This is a genomic window from Roseivivax sp. CAU 1753, from assembly GCF_054482575.1.
Genome location: NZ_JBTLRF010000002.1, coordinates 102730 through 119814, shown reverse-complemented (window position 1 = coordinate 119814; position 17085 = coordinate 102730). Strand labels below are relative to the sequence as shown.

The following is a 17085-nucleotide window of genomic DNA, read 5'->3' as shown; positions in this document are numbered from 1 at the left end:
CATGCGCGGCATCGTCCTTCTGGTCGCGACGTTGTGGTCTCTGGCCTTCGCGCGCGACCGGTTCGACGACTGGATCGCGGCGACCGCGCTGCCGACGACGGTGATCGAAACCGGGGTCGAGATCCGCGACCGTACCGGCGCCTTGCTGCGCGTCTTTACCGTGGCCGACGGGCGCTGGCGACTGGGCACCACGGCTGCATCGGTCGATCCGCGCTTTGCCGAGATGCTGATCGCCTACGAGGATCGCCGCTTTCTTGCGCATTCCGGCGTCGATGCCCTGGCGCTCTTGCGGGCAGGGGCGCAGGCCCTGCGGCACGGGCGCATCGTCTCTGGCGGCTCGACGCTGACGATGCAGGTGGCGCGCCTGCTCGAAGAGGGTGGCACCGGGGCCTGGTCGGGCAAGCTGCGCCAGATGCGCGTCGCCTTGGCGCTTGAGCGGCGGCTGTCGAAAGACGCCATCCTGACACTCTACCTGCATCTCGCCCCCTATGGCGGCAATATCGAAGGCATCCGCGCGGCGTCGCTGGCCTGGCTCGGACATACGCCGCAGCGGTTGACCCCGGCCGAGGCGGCCTTTCTGGTGGCCCTGCCGCAATCGCCCGAAACGCGCCGCCCGGACCGCGCCCCGGACGCGGCCCGCCGCGCCCGCGACCGCGTGATCCAGCGCATGCAGGGGGCTGGCATCCTGACCGCAGAGGCCGCCCGGGCCGCCCTGCGCGATCCCGCCCCGGCAATACGCCACGCCATGCCCGCGCTGGCCCCGCATCTGACCGCCGGTCTGGCCGATGGCCCGGTGCGCCAGACCCTGACGCTTGACGCCGCCTTGCAACGCCGCCTCGAGGCGCTGGTGGCCCGCTACATGGCCCCGCGCGATCCGCGCCTCTCGGCGGCACTTCTGGTCGCCGACCACCGCAGCGGCGAGATCCTGGGCTATGTCGGCGCGCCGGGCTATCGCGCCGGGCCGGGGCGGCATTTCGTCGACATGACGCAGGCCTTGCGCTCGCCCGGCTCGACGCTGAAACCGCTGATCTACGGGCTGGCCTTCGATGCGGGCCTCGCGCATCCCGAAACGATCCTGTCCGACCGCCCGGTGCGCTTCGGCACCTATGCGCCGCAGAATTTCGACGGGCTCTTCCGCGGCGATGTCACCGCGCGCGAGGCGCTGCAACTGTCGCTGAACATACCGGTGTTGCACCTGACCGACGCGCTGGGCCCGGCGCACCTGATGGCGGCGCTCCGCGGCGCGGGCGCCTCCCCTGCCGTTGACGCGGCGCCGGGCCTTGCCACGGCACTGGGCGGGCTCGGGCTGACGCTGCAGGACCTGACCCAGCTATACGCGACGCTGGCCCAGGGCGGCCAGGCCCGCCCGCTTTCGATCACGCCCGGCGCCGTGTCGTCCGGTGCAAAGGTCCTGTCGCCGCGCGCCGCATGGCAGGTCGGACACATTCTGTCCGGCATTCCGCCGCCAACCGCATCGGGGCGCACCGGTGCTGTCGCCTACAAGACTGGCACCTCCTACGGACACCGGGACGCCTGGGCGCTGGGCTATGACGGCGCTTTCGTCGCGGGCGTCTGGATCGGGCGCGCCGACGGCACCCCGGTGCCCGGCGCCTTCGGAGGAGAGACCGCCGCACCCCTGCTGTTCGAGGCGCTGGCCCATGTACGTGCCGCGCCGGTGCCGCTGCCACCGCCGCCCGCCGATACGCTCCTGGTCTCCAACGCCGAACTGCCGGTACCGCTGCGCCGCTTCGCGGATCGCGGGCGACAGCCGTCTGCGCTGCGCATCACCTTTCCGCCGGATGGTGCGGTGCTCGCGGCCACTGACGCCTTGCCCGTCAAGCTGAGCGGCGCGGTCCCGCCCTATACGATCCTGATGAACGGTGCCCCCGTGGCAACCGGGCAGCGCGGGCCCCTGGTTTTGCTGAACGGCACCGGGCGCGGCTTTGCCACACTGTCGGTGATCGACGCCGCCGGAAAAAGCGCGCGGGCTGCAATCACCTTGCAGGAGTGACCCCGCCAGCTTTACAGACAGCCGGCCCAGGCCTTCGCGCGGCACCTGAAAGGAACCGGACGGGTTTGCGCGCCGCTGTCAGAGAGCAACCCTTGGTTCAAAGCCGCTCGATCGCCAGCGCGATGCCCTGACCGCCGCCGATACACATGGTGATCAGCGCCCGCTTGCCCTTGATCCGTTCCAATTCGTAAAGCGCCTTGACGGTCAGAATCGCGCCAGTCGCACCCACCGGATGCCCCAGAGCGATCGCACCGCCATTGGGGTTCACCTTCGCCGGGTCGAGGTCCAACGCCTGGCTGACCGCCAGAGCCTGCGCAGCGAAGGCCTCGTTCGATTCGATCACGTCGAAATCACCCGCCGCCAGACCGGTGCGGGCAAACAGTGCTTCGACCGCCGGCACTGGCCCGATCCCCATCACTTCGGGTCGCACGCCCGCATGGGCATAGCCCAGGATCCGCGCCCAGGGCCTGACCCCCTTGGCCTGCGCGGTCCCCGCGGTGACCAGGACCAGGGCCGCCGCCCCGTCATTGATGCCCGACGCATTGCCCGCAGTGACACTGCCACCCGTCTTGAACACCGGCTCCAGCCCGGCCAGTTTCTCAAGCGTCGTCGGCCTTGGGTGTTCATCGACCTCGAAGGCCATGATCGCACGCTTCACCCGGACCTCGACCGGCGTGATCTGCGCGGTGAACCTGCCGTCGGCAATGGCGCGGGCAGCGCGGTCCTGGCTTGCCATCGCGAAAGCGTCCTGCGCACCCCGACCGATGTCATGCTCGACCGCGATGTTCTCGGCGGTGATACCCATATGCCCGCTGCCGAACGGGCAATGCAACGTCCCCAGCATCATGTCGAGGGCGCGCACATCACCCATCTTCGCGCCCCATCGCAGCTTCGGGAGGATGTGGGGCGCGCGCGACATGCACTCCGCCCCTCCTGCCAGCGCCACATCGCAATCGCCCATCGCCAGCGCCTGCATGCCGGACACGATGGCCTGAATACCCGAGCCGCAAAGCCGGTTGACGTTCATTGCGGGCACGGTTTCGGGAATCCCCGCCTGCAGCGCGGCCACACGGCTGAGATACATGTCGCGGGGTTCCGTGTTGATGACCTGGCCGAACACCACATGGCCGACATCGCGGCCGTCGAGACCCGCGCGCGCCAGAGCGGCTTTCGCCACCGCGGTGCCCAGATCTGTCGGCGGTGTGCCCGCAAGGCTGCCACCAAACGTTCCGATTGCCGTTCGCGCGCCCGACAGAATGACGATGTCCCTGTCCATGATGCTCTCGCTTGCTGTTGTCCGTGATACCTGTTGCCGGCATTTCTGCGGGCGGTGTCATTCCCGTATCGATCAGGGCGGTGCCCCATACCTGACAGGGCACATGCGGATCGGTCCTGCCATGCGTATTTGGAAAATGGAAAGACAAAGATTGCGAGGCGCGACCGCCCCTGCCTTTCCATTTCCGAAATACGCACTCCCCACGCCGACACCCGCGCGCGGTTTACCGTTGCGGAAGCCGCACGGCCGCATCAAGCCGGATCGTTTCGCCGTTGAGGTAGGCATTCTCGACGATCTGCGTGGCCAGAAGCGCATATTCCGCCGGATCCCCCAGACGCGCCGGAAAGGGAATGTTCCGGGCGATCGCCTCCGACACCTCGTCGGGGAGCCCTTCCATCATCGGCGTGCGGAAGAGCCCCGGAGCGATTGCCATCACCCGGATACCCAGCTTGGCCAGATCGCGCGCGGCTGGCAGGCACAGGGCCGCGACGCCGCCCTTGGACGCGGCATAGGCGGTCTGACCCATCTGGCCGTCCTGATAGGCAATGGAGGCGGTGTTGATGACCACACCGCGCTCGCCGGTGGGGAGGGGATCCAGTTCGGCCATGCCTTGCGCCGCGTGGCTCATCACGTTGAAACTGCCGATGAGGTTGACCCGGATTACTGTCTCGAAAAGCTCGGTCGACAGCCTGCCGTCGCGCCCGACGACCTTCGCCGCAGGGGCGATGCCCGCGCAATTGACCACGATCCGCGGGGCTCGACCCAAAGCATCTGCTGCCTGTGCCACCGCCTTGCCGACCGCCGCGCTGTCGGACACGTCGACCGCGAACCCGTGCCCGCCGATCTCGTCCGCGACGGTCTGCGCGGCCTCCGCGTTCAGGTCGAAGATCGCGACCGTCGCTCCTTTCGCCGAAAGCGCCCGCGCGGTCGCGGCACCAAGCCCGCTGCCGCCCCCGGAAACGATCGCCGCTTCGCCGGAAATCTGCATAACCCACCTCCTGACAGGAACATCGTGATCGCCGGAACCATCCCCCGGACCTGCCGGAATGAGACCGTCCCCATGGCCGCGTTGCAAGACCAAACCTGGGAAATCGCGCGTTTGCCCCAAAGGCCAGCCGCACTGGCCCGATGTCAGATCGCCGCAGGCCTGTCAGACTGGTGCGGCCGACCCCCGGGGTTTCAGAACCGCTCAAGCAGCCGTTCGAGGTAATCGCGTTCCTCCTCGGGGCGGGTTCCTTCGCCCGAGCGCCGCCGGATCTCGTCGAGCAATTCGCGCGCGCGGCGATAGACGTCTTCGCCGTTCAGCATCTGCTCGTCCGATCCGATCTGCCCCTGGCTGCCGGCAGAACGCCCGAGCGGATCGCGTTGTTGCCCGGGATCCGTGCCCTCGGCCTGGCCCTGTTCGCCCTGCTGTCCCGGTTGGCCCTGTTGTTCGGCCAAAGCCTCGCCCAGATTGCGCATGCCTTCGCGCAGGGCTTCCATCGCCTCGGACTGGCGGTCGATGGCCCCGGCAAGGTCGTTTTCGCGCAGCGCATCTTCCGCGCCCTGCATCGCCCCTTCCGCCCGGTCGAGCGCGTCTTCCGCCGCGCGGCCGCCTTCGGTTCCCTGGCCCGGCAGATTGCCGCGCTGACGGTTCAATTCGTCGCGCAGCGCGCGTTGCCGTTCAGCCAGACTGTCCTCGAGCGATGGCTGGTCGCCGCCCTGGCCCTGCTGACCCTGCCCCTGCTCCTGCCCGTCGCCCTGACCCTGCCCCGGCTGACCGTCACCGCGCCCGTCCTGCTGCTGGCCCTGACCCTGCTGGCCCTGTTGTTGACCTTGCTGACCCTGCTGGCCCTGGCGGTTCTGGCCGGGGTTGAACTGGTCCTGCAGGTCCCGGAATGCCTGGTCGGACAGTTCCTGCTGTTCGCGCAGGGTCTCGCCCAGACCTTCCATCGCCTGTTGGCCGGGGCTTGGCGGACCCTGTCCCTGGCCTTCGGTGATGCGCATGTTTTCCATCAGGCGCTGCAGTTCCTCGAGCGCCTGCATGGCCTCGGCCATGCGCCCTTCCTCCATCAGCTCCTGGATTCGATCCATCATCTCCTGCAGGTCGTTCTGCGTCATCTGCATGCCGTCCTGCGGGCCGTTTTCGGCGTTCTGCTGGCCGTTCTGTTCGTTCTGGCGACGCTGTTCCTGTGCCAGCTGCCGCATGAAATCATCCGTCGCGCGGCGCAATTCCTGCATCAACTCGGCGATTTCGTCCTCGGAGGCACCGTTGCGCATGGCCTCGGTCAGTCGTTCCTGCGCCCGGCGCAGCCGTTCGCGCGCGTCGTCCAGATCGCCCTCTTCCAGCACCAGCGCCAGGTCCCACATCGCTTGGGCAAGCGCGTCCCGGGCCTCGGCGTCCAGTCCGGTGTCAAGCTGCGCCTCCAGCCGCCGCAGGATCGTGCGAAACCGCAGGTAATGCGACGATTGCCGGAACAGCCCATCGGGCTGATGGCTGATCGCGCGCAGGATCAACGCGACGTCGCGGGCGTTCTCCCGGTTCCAGAGCAAGGCCTGACGCTCTTCGATCAGCGCCGCGGCCATCGGTTCGAAAAAGCGCCGTCCGGGAAGGGTCAGCACCTCGGGCGCGCTGGTGCCGCGCTGTGCCGCCGCATCGGTCACCGCGAGCGTGATCTCGACCGGCAGGTTGGCCCAGGCATGAGTCGAGAAATTGCCAATCAGCGCCTCTTCGAAATCCGACCGGTCGCCCGCCACCGGCAAGGGCAGCTGCATTTCGATCGCCGGGCGCGGCTCCGGGTCGAGCCGTCGTCCAAAACGGCGGTCGACCGCGTCCAGCGCCAGCGTGATCGTCGCGGTGCCACCGGTGACGGCATAGTCGTCGACTGCGGTGAAGGGCAGCGCCGCGGCCCCGTCATACTTGACGTCGAAGGGTCCGGCGCGCGCCACGCGGGGCGCGGCATCCGGCTTGACGGCAAAATCCCAGGCGCGCCCGTTCGGCCCGTCGATGGCCACCCGCCCCGCCTTGGTGACGACGAAATCCTGCGCCGTCTCGCGGGCGGCATCCTGCGCCGCGGCGCTGTCCGGGTCGAGCGGATTGCCGGAAACGGTCTCGGCGACCGACAGCGCGCCCGGCACGCCGTAAAGCCGCACCGTCACCGTCGCACCGACGGGCACGGACAGCGATGGCGCGGTAATATCGTTCAGATAAATCGCCGGCAGCCGCGTATAGGCGGGCGGTTCGACCCAGCCTTCCCAGCTTGGCCCCGTCGCCAGTTCGGCGCCGCCGCCCGGCCCCATGCCGGTGACCGACGACACCTTCATGACCGACCCGAAGAGCAGCGCCACGGACAGCGCCAGCAACGCCGCGTAGCGCAAGGCAAAAGGATCCTGCTCCGAGACGCGCAGATCAGGCTCGACCGCCCGCGCCTCGGCCAGGCGTGCCCGCATCCGCGCCTGGTGCGCCAGCCAGACCGCCTCGCTGGCACCGTCGCCCGCGCCGATGGCCTGATGATCGAGCGCGGCAGCAATCGGCCGCCCCGGCATCGTCGCATCGAGCCGCATCAACGCGGCCTCGCGCGTCGGCCAGCGAAATCGCGACAGCCCCCGCCAGATCGCCCAGAGCGCCGCCACCGCCGCCACCGCACCGACCGCCCAGACCACTTCGACCGACACCAGATCCTGCAGCCCCAGCATCAGCACCGCCAGCACCGCGATCGACACCGACCAGAGCGGCCAGAACGCCCGCACCGCGCGTTCAGCCACAAGGCCCATGCGGGTCAGGAAGGCCGGGCGCCTGATTCGCGCCAGGACGTCGTAGGGGTTGGAGTTCAGATCGGCCATTGCGGCTCCGCCATCAGGGGGGCCAGAAGACGGATCGCCTCAAAGCCATTCGGGAATGCTATCGCGCGAAATGATTTCGTCAAAGTTCGGCCGCGCCCGGATGACAGCATGTTGATCGCCCTTCACCAGCACTTCGGGGATGAGCGGCCTGGTATTGTATTCGCTCGCCATCACCGCACCGTAGGCCCCCGCCGACCGGAACGCGACCAGATCGCCCGCCTGCAACTCGGGCATGACCCGTGCCCTGGCAAAGGTATCACCCGATTCGCAGACCGGGCCGACGATGTCGTAGGTGGTGGGCTCAAGCCCCGGCGCGGGCTCGACCACCGGCACGATGTCGTGCCACGCGTCATACATGGCCGGACGGATCAGGTCGTTCATCGCCGCATCGAGGATCATGAAGCGCCGCCCCTCGCCTTCCTTCACATAGATCACCCGGGTCAGCAGGATGCCCGCATTGCCCGCGATCAACCGCCCCGGTTCGATCTCGATCTCGCAGCCAAGATGGCCCACCGTCTGCTTGATCAGCGCCCCGTATTCCGTCGGCAGGGGCGGCGCGGCGTTCGACCGCGCGTAGGGAATGCCCAGACCGCCACCAAGATCGAGCCGCCGGATGTCGTGCCCGTCCGCCCGCAGCACCTCGGTCAGCTCGGCGACCTTGCGATAGGCCGCCTCGAACGGCGCAAGCTCGGTCAGTTGCGATCCGATATGCACGTCGATGCCCACGACCGTGATGCCCGGCAGCGCCGCCGCTTCGGCATAGACCGCGCGGGCCCTGGCGATGGGAATGCCGAACTTGTTCTCGGACTTGCCGGTGGCGATCTTGGCATGGGTCCTGGCATCCACATCCGGATTGACGCGGATGGTTATCGGCGCCGACACGCCCATCCCGGTCGCCACCTGCGAAATGGCCCGCAGTTCGGGCTCGCTCTCGACGTTGAACTGCCGCAGGCCGCCCTGCAGCGCCTGGCGGATCTCGGCCTCGGTCTTGCCGACACCGGCAAAGACGATCTTGTCCGGGTCCACCCCCGCGGCGATCGCGCGCGCGTACTCCCCGCCCGAGACGACATCCATGCCCGCCCCGAGGGCCGCCAGCGTTCTCAGGATCGCCTGGTTCGACGCCGCCTTCATGGCGTAGCACACAAGATGGGGCATGCCCTCAAGCGCCTCGTCGAACAGCCGGAAATGCCGCTCGAGCGTGGCGGTCGAGTAGACATAGGCCGGGGTGCCGACCTCGGCCGCGATCTCCGACAGCGGCACCTCCTCGGCGCACAGCTGACCGTCGCGATACAGGAAATGATCCATGCAAGACCTCCGGGGCACAATCACGCCCGCCCTCTACCCGAGACGGCAGGATGACAGAACCCCCCTAATCGTCTTCATCTTTCCGAAAAATCGCCCGGGGTCCGGGGCAGCGCCCCGACCTGCCCGATGATCCGGGGGATCAATCGGGCCAGACATGCGCGCGCCCCCCGGGCGCGCTCAACTCAGCTTACGGGTCGCGACCGCAGGTACAGATACAGCGGCAGGCCACAGCTGACCCCGATGCAGAACGTCGCCGGTATGGCCAGCAGCCCCGCCCAGTTGCGCCGCACCGCCACCTCCGCCAGCACCCACAGCGTCAGCGTGATCGCCGCGATGGTCAGATCCCAGGTCAGCCCGGTGGTCGAGGCGTTGACGTACCAGGCGTCGACCAGCTTTCCCAGCGACCAGCCATTCTGGCTCATGTAGGTGACGAACCAGTACATCGGATGCACCGCCCCCCACAGCGCCAGCACCAGCCAGAGAATGCGCAGCCCGCCCATCAGAAGCCGATCCCGTAGGTAAGATTGCCGCGTGTCCGGCTGATCGATCCGCCCACATCGACGCCACCGCTGCCCGCCGATATGCTGACCGATGTGGTCGTCTGCGTCGGTCCCGGCGGCGGTCCGAGCTCGCGCTCGAAGGCATTCTCCGGCTCCGGCCCGCAGGCGGCGGCCAGCACCGGCAGAACCAGTGCCCAGCGTCTCATCGCGACACGACACCGACCGACGCGCTGCCGGTCACACTGAACCCAAGCGGCGGGTCTTCTTTCGGGCCGGGGCGTTCGGGCGCGCCGTCGGCACCGCAGGCCACCAGCGCCAGACAGGACAGGACGGCGACAGCGATCACTTTCATGTCAGGATCTCCTTCCAGCGCGCCACCTGCGCGCGCACCTGATCGGGGGCGGTGCCGCCATAGCTGGTGCGGCTCGCCACCGAATTATGCACGCCCAGCACGTCAAAGACAGCCTCTGTGATGCCATCGTGAACCGATGTCATGTCCGCCAGGGTCAGCTCCGGCAGATCACACCCCGCCTTCTCGGCCAGCGCGACCAGCGCCCCGGTGACGTGATGCGCATCTCGGAACGGCAGGTTCAACTCGCGCACCAGCCAGTCGGCCAGATCCGTCGCGGTCGAAAAGCCGCTCGACGCCGCCGCCTCGAGCGCGGCGCGGTTGGACGACATGTCGCGCACCATGCCCTCCATCGCGGCCAGCGCCAGAAGCCAGTGGTCGGCGGCGTCGAAGACCTGTTCCTTGTCCTCCTGCATGTCCTTGGAATAGGCCAGCGGCAGCCCCTTCATCACCAGCGTCAGCGCCACGTTGGCGCCGAAGATGCGTCCGATCTTGGCGCGGATCAGCTCGGCCGCATCGGGGTTCTTCTTCTGCGGCATGATCGACGACCCGGTGGAAAACCGGTCCGACAGGGTGACGAAACGAAACTGCGCCGACGACCAGATGACCAGCTCTTCGGCCATGCGCGACAGATGCACCGCAGAAATCGACGCCACCGACAGGAATTCCAGCGCGAAGTCGCGGTCCGACACCGCGTCCAGCGAATTGGCCGCGGGCCGGTCAAACCCCAGCGCCTCCGCGGTCATGTGGCGGTCGATGGGAAAGCTGGTGCCTGCCAGCGCCGCCGCGCCAAGCGGGCATTCGTTCATCCGCGCGCGGGCGTCCCGCACCCGGCCCAGGTCGCGCCCGAACATTTCGACATAGGCCATCATGTGATGACCCCAGGTCACCGGCTGGGCGGTCTGCAGATGGGTGAAGCCCGGCATCACCCAATCCGCGCCCGCCTCGGCCTGGGCGAGGAGCGCGCGCAAGAGCGCGAGGAGCTGCGCTTCCGCCGCATCGAGCTGGTCCCGCACCCACAGCTTGAAATCCGTCGCCACCTGGTCGTTGCGCGACCGACCCGTATGCAGCCGCCCCGCAGGTTCGCCGATGATCTCCTTCAGGCGCGCCTCCACGTTCATGTGGATGTCTTCCAAAGCCGTCGAAAAGGCGAAGGATCCGCCCTCGATCTCTGACAAGACGGTGAGCAGGCCTTCCCTCATCGCCTCCGCGTCTCTAGGTTCGACGATGCCAGTAGCCGCCAGCATGGCGGCATGGGCCCTCGACCCGGCGATATCCTGCGCCGCCAGCCGCTTGTCGAACCCGATCGAGGCATTGATTGCCTCCATGATCGCGTCGGGACCAGCGGCGAAGCGGCCACCCCACATCTGGTTCGAGGCTTTATCGGACATTTCCTGGCCTTCCCTGGAGGATACATGATCAAAGCTCTTGGCGCGCTCGTCTATACCGCCGCTCTCGTGCTTGCAATTCCGGCCGGCGCCGACATCACCGCCCTGGCGGACATGCGCGACGGTCACATGAAGAAACTCAACATTCATGCCGAGGCCAAGCCCGCCGGCAGCGCCGATTTCCAGAGTTTCGAGGGCGCGCCCCTGAACCTGTCGGACTATTCCGGAAAATGGGTGCTGGTGAATTTCTGGGCCACCTGGTGCGCGCCCTGCCGCAAGGAAATGCCGCAGCTCGCCGAATTGCAGACCGAACTTGGCGGCGAGGATTTCGAGGTCGTCACCATCGCCACAGGGCGCAATCCGCCCCCCGCGATGGAGGCCTTCTTCGACGAGATCGGTGTCGACAACCTGCCGCTGCACCGCGATCCCGGGTCCACGCTGGCGCGTCAGATGGCGGTTCTGGGCCTGCCCATCACCGTCCTTCTGAACCCCGCGGGACAGGAAGTCGCGCGGCTGACGGGCGATGCGGACTGGGCGTCGGACGATGCCAAGGCACTCATTCGGGCAGTCATCGCCGAGTGACCGGCGGCAGACCCCGCCTTCGCGGCAATTTTCGACGGTCGGCGGTTGAGGTGTCGTCGCGCGGCGGGCGACAATCCGCGCGCCCTACGGATCCTGTGCGGAATTCTTGACGCCGGGTCAGGGTGGTGGCATCGTTTCCGGACAACAAAAACAATAAACAAAACCCTAGAGCAGTTCCGGAGACAGATATGTCCAATCTCTTTACAAAAGCGGCTCTCGCCGCCGCATTGGTCGTGGGCGCGACAATGGCCGCCTCGGCAGATGGCCAATGGATTGCCATCGACAGCGAAGAAAAATTCCTTGTCGCGATTGCCGGCAAGGACCTTGAGGACCGGCGCGGCAACAAGCTGCGCATCCGCAACAACGGTGAATATGTCGCCATCATCGGCGGCAAGGAAGCAACCGGGACCTGGACCTGGGAAGGCAACATGCTGTGCCGCGAAAGCGCGAACGACGAGCGCAGCGGCTGTCAGGTCTGGGAGGTCGCGGGTGACTGGGTGCGGCTCAACCCGCGCTCCGGCAACGCCAAGCACGTGCACCGCTACCGCTACAAGTGACGCAACGCGCCCTTTGACAAGACCCGTCTCCTCCCGCCAGTTTTCCGGTGGGAGGAGCGACCGATGCCACTGGAAATCCTGATCGCACTGGTCGTCGCCGGTATCCTCGGCATCGCGGCCCTGACGCATCTGCTTGGCCTTTCCACGCCGCGCCGCTTTGACGACGCCACCGCACGCACCGCTTTCCTGCGCGAATACCCGGAAATTCCGATCCGGCAAGTCACCCTGGCCGAAAACCGTCACGCCGCGCTGTTGGCGACCGATGCGGGTCCGGCGCTGGTCTGGGCCATGGGCGCCGACAGCTGCGCCCGCATGCTGTCCGACGTGCGTACCGAAGAGACGCCGCACGGCCTTTTGTTGCACCTGCCGGACATCACCGCGCCACGCATCCGCCTGACCCTCGACCCGTCCGAACGCGCGCATTGGCAACACCTGACAGGAGCCGCCGCATGATCGACGCGCCCAGCTATCCCGACGTCGTGCAACTGGCCGTCCCCGCCTTCATCGCGCTGATCCTGATCGAGCTTCTGTGGATCGTGCTGACCAAGCGCGGTGGCCGATACGAGACCCGCGACGCCGTCACATCGCTGGTCATGGGGGCGGGCAACGTCGCCTCGGGCATCGCACTGGGCTTTGTCGCCTGGGGGTTCTTCATGGCGCTGTGGCAGATCACGCCGCTTGATCTGGGCACCTCGGTCTGGGTGGTGGCGCTGTGCTTCGTGCTGGACGATCTGCGGTATTACTGGGTGCATCGCTTCGGGCATCGCATCCGCTGGGTCTGGGCCAGCCACGTCAACCACCATTCGTCGCAGCACTACAACCTGACCACAGCGCTCAGGCAGACCTGGACCGGCACCTTCACATTCATGATGATCGTGCGCGCGCCGCTGATCCTCTTGGGCTTTCACCCGGCGATGGTGCTGTTCTGCGGCGGGCTCAACCTGATCTACCAGTTCTGGATCCACACCGAGGCCATCGGCCGCATGCCGCGCTGGATCGAGGCGGTGATGAACACGCCGTCGCATCACCGCGTGCATCACGGGCGCAACCCGCGCTATCTCGATGCCAACTACGCCGGTGTCTTCATCGTCTGGGACCGGATCTTCGGCACCTACGTTCCCGAACAGGAGGACGAGCGCGTCGATTACGGCCTCGTGCACAACCTCGGCACGTTCAACCCGCTGCGCGTGGCGTTCCACGAATGGATCGGCATCTGGCATGATGTGCGGCAGCCGGGGCTGACCCTGCGCCAGCGTCTGGCCTATGCCTTCGCCGCCCCGGGCTGGAGCCATGACGGCAGCCGCGATACCTCGGCGGCGATCAAGCAAAAGCACCTCGCCCGGCACCCCAAAGATCGCGGCACGCCAGGCTTTTCCTGATCGGCCCGTGACAGCACCGCACGCCACCCGCTAGCATCGTCCCCGAACAGGGAGGTGCGCATGACACTCAAGGGCCCGATCGGAATCATCGGCGCGGGCGCGCTGGGTGCCGCCATCGCTGAGGCGCTGCTGACCCGGGGCGGGCTGCCGCCGCGGGATCTGACGCTGGTGACCCGAAGCGGTCGGGCGGATGCCCTGGCGGCGCGTGGATGCCGGGTGACATCCGACCCGGTCGTCGCGGCGCGCGACTGCCCGACCATCCTGCTCTGCGTGCCCCCCGCCGCGATGGCCGATCTGCGCCTTCAGGCACGCCAAGCGCTGGTCCTGTCGGTGGTGGCCGGCTTGACGCTGAACGCCATCCGCGAAGCCACCGGCTGCCGCGCTGCCATCCGCGCGATGTCGAGCCCCGCCGCCGCGCGGGGATTGGCCTACTCGCCCTATGTCGCCGGTCCCGACGCCACCGCTGCGGATCGCGGCACGGCGCAGGCCTTCTTTGACAACTGCGGCGAAACCGACGAGATCGCGGACGAGACCCAGATCGACCTTTTCACCGCGCTCACGGGTCCGGTGCCGGGCTTCGTGGCCTATTGGGCGGAATGTCTGACGGGCTGGGCCACCGCGCGCGGCGTTGCGGACGACGTGGCGCTCAGGGCGGTGCGGCAATTGTTCAGGGCGTCCGGCGTGATCCTTGCCGAGGATGCCGAAACGCCCGAAGCGCAGGTTCAGGCGATGATCGACTATGCGGGCACCACCGCGGCGGGTCTGAACGTTCTGCGCGCATCGCCGGTGCCCGAGCATGTCGCAGCCGCGCTTGATGCGGCAACGGCGCGGGCGCGCAGCATCGCGTCATGACCCCTGCCGCACCGACGCCTCAGCGGCAGTAGGCGCCGCTGCGATATTTCGCGGTGTCGAAGTGGAAGTGGTCCTGATGGAACCGGTCGGCATCGGGACCGAGGGTGGTGCCGAAGATGCCGCAGGCCGCGCTGTACATGCGCCGCAGCATCGGCCCCTGCCCGGACGACCGGTAGCCGCCAAGCACCGTCAGCTCGGTCCCGTCGCGCAGGCGAATCGCCGAGATGTCGATGGCCCGTCCCTTGCCATGTTCCGAGATCTTGGCGCCGCGCTGATTGTTCCGCGTGCGGCAGGCGTAATGCGCCGCGACCCGCAGCTCGGCGATGCCGCCGCCCGCGTTGCCGACCGCGGGCTTCGCGCCGCGCTTGACCCAGGTCTTGAGCGCGCGTGCGGCCGAGCAATGCAGCACCGACCGCTGCGACAGGGCCACGCCCGCGACCGAACGCACCTCGACCGCGTCCTCGATGCCGCAGCCGCCGATGCGCCCGGGCACATAACCCACGAACTCGCCCTGTATCTCGGGATCGCCACAAAGCGCGCCGCGGTCCTTTTCGCGTTGCCGGGCCATCGCCTTCCGCACGAGGCTTTTGGTGCGCCGGGCCGGACGTGACGTCCGGATGACCGCAAGCGGGCTGGCGGTGGCAAAGGCGCGAATGTTGGTCCCCTCGTAGCCCGGAAACTCGGCCAGCGGCTGGTTGCGGGGCACCGGCTCGTAGCGGGCAAAGCGCTTGACCAGTTGGGCCGCCAGCGCCGCCTCGGTCAGGTCGGGCCGCAGCGCCGGGCGGATCGTCGGTGTCAGGCGGTCGGTGATCGACGCAGGGGCCTTGACCGTTCGGGCCACGGGCCGGACCGAGCCATCGGGCCCGGCAATCGCCTGCGTCGCCAGAACTGCCGTCAGCAGCATCGCCAGGAAATATCTCATCGTTCCACCTTCACACGCCCGAAATCCGGCGCCTCCGTATCCTGTCCCGCCTCGATGATACCGCGGCGGATGGCGCGCGTATGGGTGAAATAGTCGTGAAGATGTGCGCCATCGCCCTTGCGGATCGCCCTTTGCAGCGCGAACAGCTCTTCGGTAAAGCGCCCCAGGATCTCGAGGGTCGCCTCCTTGTTGGTCAGGAACACGTCGCGCCACATGGTCGGATCGGAGGCCGCGATGCGGGTGAAATCCCGGAACCCCGCCGCCGAGTACTTGATCACCTCGCTGTCGGTCACGCGGCGCAGATCGTCGGCGACGCCCACCATCGTGTAGGCGATCAGGTGCGGCGTGTGACTGGTCACGGCAAGGACGAGGTCGTGATGATCTGCGTCCATCTCGTCGACCAGCGCGCCCAGCCCCTGCCAGAAGTCGCGCAGCCGCGCCACCGCAGCGGGATCGGTCCCCTCGGGCGGGACAAGAAGGCACCAGCGATTGTCGAAAAGCGTGGCAAAGCCCGATTCCGGGCCGGAATGCTCGGTCCCGGCAACCGGGTGGCCGGGCACCAGGTGCACGCCCTCGGGAATGTGCGGCGCGACCGACTCGATCACGTATTTCTTGACCGAGCCGACATCGGTGACCGTGGCGCCGGGCTTGAGATGCGGCGCGATGGCCTCGGCGATCTGGCCCATCACCCCGACCGGCACCGCCAGCACCACCAGATCGGCATCGGTCACCGCTTCTTCGACGCTGTCGCAGACCGTGTCGCACAGACCGATCTGCCGCGCGGTCTGCCGCGTCTCGGAGGAGCGCGCATAGCCGGTCACATGACCCGCGAGCCCGCGCCGCTTCATCGCCCAGAACATCGACGAGGCGATCAGGCCCAGCCCGATCAGCGCGACGCGCGGGTAGATGGGCGCGGCAACCGGCGGCGCGGCACTCATCTTTCGCCCGCTTTGAAACGTCCGATGCAATGCGCAACGCGACGGCACGCGGCCTCGTCGCCAACGGTGATGCGCAGGGCAGAGGGCAAGCCGTAGCCCGTGACCCGGCGCACGATCAGGCCCTGCTTCTGCAGGTAGAGATCGCAGGCCTCGGCCTCTTCGGGCGATGACAGCCGCGCCAGAACAAAATTCGCGGTCGAGGTATCGGAGGGCACCCCATGCTCCATCAGCGCCTCGGCAAGCCAGGTGCGCAGGCGCGTGTTCTCGGCGCGGGATTTCAGCACATAGTCGCCATCGCGGATCGCGGCCTCGGCGGCGGCAAGCGCCACGTTCGACAGGTTGAACGGACCGCGCACCCGGTTCAGCACGTCGATGATCGGTTTTGGCCCATAGCCCCAGCCGACCCGCAGACCGCCAAGGCCGTGGATCTTCGAAAAGGTGCGCGTCATCACCACGTTGTCACGGCTGTCGACCAGTTTCGCACCGCCGTCATAGCCCTCGACGTATTCGGCATAGGCCCCGTCCAGCACCAGAATCGTTTGCGGCGGCAGCCCTTCGGCCAGACGCTCGATCTCGGCCAGACCGACCATGGTGCCGGTGGGGTTGTTGGGATTGGCCAGAAAGACCAGCTTGGTCTTCTTGGTGCAGGCCGCGAGGATCGCGTCGACATCTGTCACGCGCTCTTTCTCGGGCACCTCGACGGGCTTGGCCCCGGCCACCTTGGCGCTGATGCGGTACATCGCAAAGCCGTGTTCGGTATGGATGACCTCGTCACCCTTCTGGGTATAGGCCTGACAGAGGAAATGGATGATCTCGTCCGAGCCGACACCACAGATGATCCGGTCCGCATCGAGCCCGTGGGCCTCGGCGATGGCCACGCGCAGGCCAAGGTGATCCGAGGACGGATAGCGGTGCAGTTCATGGGTGGCGCGCCGGATCGCTTCGCGGACGACCTCGGGCGGACCCGACGGGTTCTCGTTGGAGCTGAGCTTGACCACATTGGTCACACCTTCGACGGCGGACTTGCCGCCTTCGTATAATGCAATGTCCATGATGCCGGGTTTCGGCGCGATCTTTGTCATGACAATGGCTCCCCTTGGCCCCGCCTATAGCGGCCCCTCGGCCCGGTGAAAAGCATCAAGGCCGCGCCGGGTCGACGCAGCCCCCGCGTCATGCCCGCGATACCTCAGCCCGGCGCATCCGC

Annotated in this window: 17 protein-coding genes; 6 read left to right on the top strand and 11 right to left on the bottom strand. The window is 67.6% G+C overall.

Translation table 11 applies throughout. From position 1 onward, the window contains the following. Position 1 precedes the first annotated feature (1 nt). Positions 2 to 2011: a penicillin-binding protein 1C gene (gene pbpC / locus ACXYMN_RS05470; protein ID WP_459012486.1), complete on the top strand. Its 2010-nt coding sequence runs from the start codon at positions 2 to 4 to the stop codon at positions 2009 to 2011. 97 nt (positions 2012 to 2108) lie between these two features. Here the strand turns inward: pbpC and bktB are convergent, their stop codons facing one another. The 8 genes from bktB to argH all read right to left on the bottom strand — a co-directional run bounded on the left by bktB (position 2109) and on the right by argH (position 10654). Beyond that, positions 2109 to 3287, bottom strand: coding sequence for a beta-ketothiolase BktB (gene bktB, locus ACXYMN_RS05465; protein ID WP_459012485.1), 1179 nt, complete (start codon positions 3285 to 3287; stop codon positions 2109 to 2111). A 223-nt stretch (positions 3288 to 3510) separates the two neighbouring features. Next, positions 3511 to 4275, bottom strand: coding sequence for an SDR family NAD(P)-dependent oxidoreductase (locus ACXYMN_RS05460; protein ID WP_459012484.1), 765 nt, complete (start codon positions 4273 to 4275; stop codon positions 3511 to 3513). A gap of 191 nt (positions 4276 to 4466) precedes the next feature. Next, complete coding sequence (locus ACXYMN_RS05455) at positions 4467 to 7109, bottom strand: TIGR02302 family protein (RefSeq protein ID WP_459012483.1); 2643 nt, start codon at positions 7107 to 7109, stop codon at positions 4467 to 4469. 39 nt (positions 7110 to 7148) lie between these two features. Then, the gene (gene lysA, locus ACXYMN_RS05450; protein WP_459012482.1) at positions 7149 to 8414 is read right to left on the bottom strand and encodes a diaminopimelate decarboxylase; all 1266 of its coding nucleotides are present in this window, start codon (positions 8412 to 8414) and stop codon (positions 7149 to 7151) included. Positions 8415 to 8596: 182 nt separating this feature from the next. Next, positions 8597 to 8914, bottom strand: coding sequence for a DUF2834 domain-containing protein (locus ACXYMN_RS05445; RefSeq protein WP_459012481.1), 318 nt, complete (start codon positions 8912 to 8914; stop codon positions 8597 to 8599). After that, positions 8914 to 9120: a hypothetical protein gene (locus ACXYMN_RS05440; RefSeq protein ID WP_459012480.1), complete on the bottom strand. Its 207-nt coding sequence runs from the start codon at positions 9118 to 9120 to the stop codon at positions 8914 to 8916. The genes ACXYMN_RS05445 and ACXYMN_RS05440 overlap by 1 nt, the downstream gene beginning before the upstream one ends. Continuing rightward, positions 9117 to 9266: an argininosuccinate lyase gene (locus ACXYMN_RS05435; protein WP_459012479.1), complete on the bottom strand. Its 150-nt coding sequence runs from the start codon at positions 9264 to 9266 to the stop codon at positions 9117 to 9119. Before ACXYMN_RS05435 ends, ACXYMN_RS05440 begins: the two co-directional genes overlap by 4 nt. After that, entirely contained in the window at positions 9263 to 10654 is a 1392-nt protein-coding gene (gene argH / locus ACXYMN_RS05430) for an argininosuccinate lyase (RefSeq protein ID WP_459012478.1), read from the bottom strand. The genes ACXYMN_RS05435 and argH overlap by 4 nt, the downstream gene beginning before the upstream one ends. A 24-nt stretch (positions 10655 to 10678) precedes the next feature. Here argH and ACXYMN_RS05425 point away from each other — a divergent pair, with 24 nt between their 5' ends. The 5 genes from ACXYMN_RS05425 to ACXYMN_RS05405 all read left to right on the top strand — a co-directional run bounded on the left by ACXYMN_RS05425 (position 10679) and on the right by ACXYMN_RS05405 (position 14021). Continuing rightward, a complete protein-coding gene (locus tag ACXYMN_RS05425; RefSeq protein WP_459012477.1) occupies positions 10679 to 11233 on the top strand; it encodes a TlpA family protein disulfide reductase in 555 nt (184 codons plus the stop codon). A gap of 125 nt (positions 11234 to 11358) precedes the next feature. Further along, a complete protein-coding gene (locus ACXYMN_RS05420) occupies positions 11359 to 11790 on the top strand; it encodes a hypothetical protein (RefSeq protein WP_459012476.1) in 432 nt (143 codons plus the stop codon). Positions 11791 to 11853: 63 nt separating this feature from the next. Further along, positions 11854 to 12243 carry a hypothetical protein gene (locus ACXYMN_RS05415; protein ID WP_459012475.1) on the top strand — a complete coding sequence of 130 codons (390 nt, stop codon included), beginning with the start codon at positions 11854 to 11856 and terminating at the stop codon, positions 12241 to 12243. Further along, on the top strand, positions 12240 to 13169 hold the full coding sequence (locus ACXYMN_RS05410; RefSeq protein ID WP_459012474.1) for a sterol desaturase family protein: 930 nt from the start codon (positions 12240 to 12242) through the stop codon (positions 13167 to 13169). Before ACXYMN_RS05415 ends, ACXYMN_RS05410 begins: the two co-directional genes overlap by 4 nt. 60 nt (positions 13170 to 13229) lie before the next feature. Beyond that, a complete protein-coding gene (locus ACXYMN_RS05405; RefSeq protein ID WP_459012473.1) occupies positions 13230 to 14021 on the top strand; it encodes a pyrroline-5-carboxylate reductase family protein in 792 nt (263 codons plus the stop codon). 19 nt (positions 14022 to 14040) lie between these two features. On the opposite strand, the gene ACXYMN_RS05400 is transcribed toward ACXYMN_RS05405, so the two are convergent. The 3 genes from ACXYMN_RS05400 to hisC are packed head-to-tail and all read right to left on the bottom strand — an operon-like array spanning position 14041 to position 16963. Then, positions 14041 to 14943, bottom strand: a complete 903-nt coding sequence (locus tag ACXYMN_RS05400; protein WP_459012472.1) for an extensin-like domain-containing protein — start codon at positions 14941 to 14943, stop codon at positions 14041 to 14043. Beyond that, a complete protein-coding gene (locus ACXYMN_RS05395; RefSeq protein WP_459012471.1) occupies positions 14940 to 15881 on the bottom strand; it encodes a prephenate/arogenate dehydrogenase family protein in 942 nt (313 codons plus the stop codon). Before ACXYMN_RS05395 ends, ACXYMN_RS05400 begins: the two co-directional genes overlap by 4 nt. Continuing rightward, positions 15878 to 16963 (bottom strand): histidinol-phosphate transaminase, encoded by a 1086-nt coding sequence (gene hisC / locus ACXYMN_RS05390; protein ID WP_459012470.1) that lies wholly within the window; start codon positions 16961 to 16963, stop codon positions 15878 to 15880. The genes ACXYMN_RS05395 and hisC overlap by 4 nt, the downstream gene beginning before the upstream one ends. Positions 16964 to 17085 lie beyond the last annotated feature (122 nt).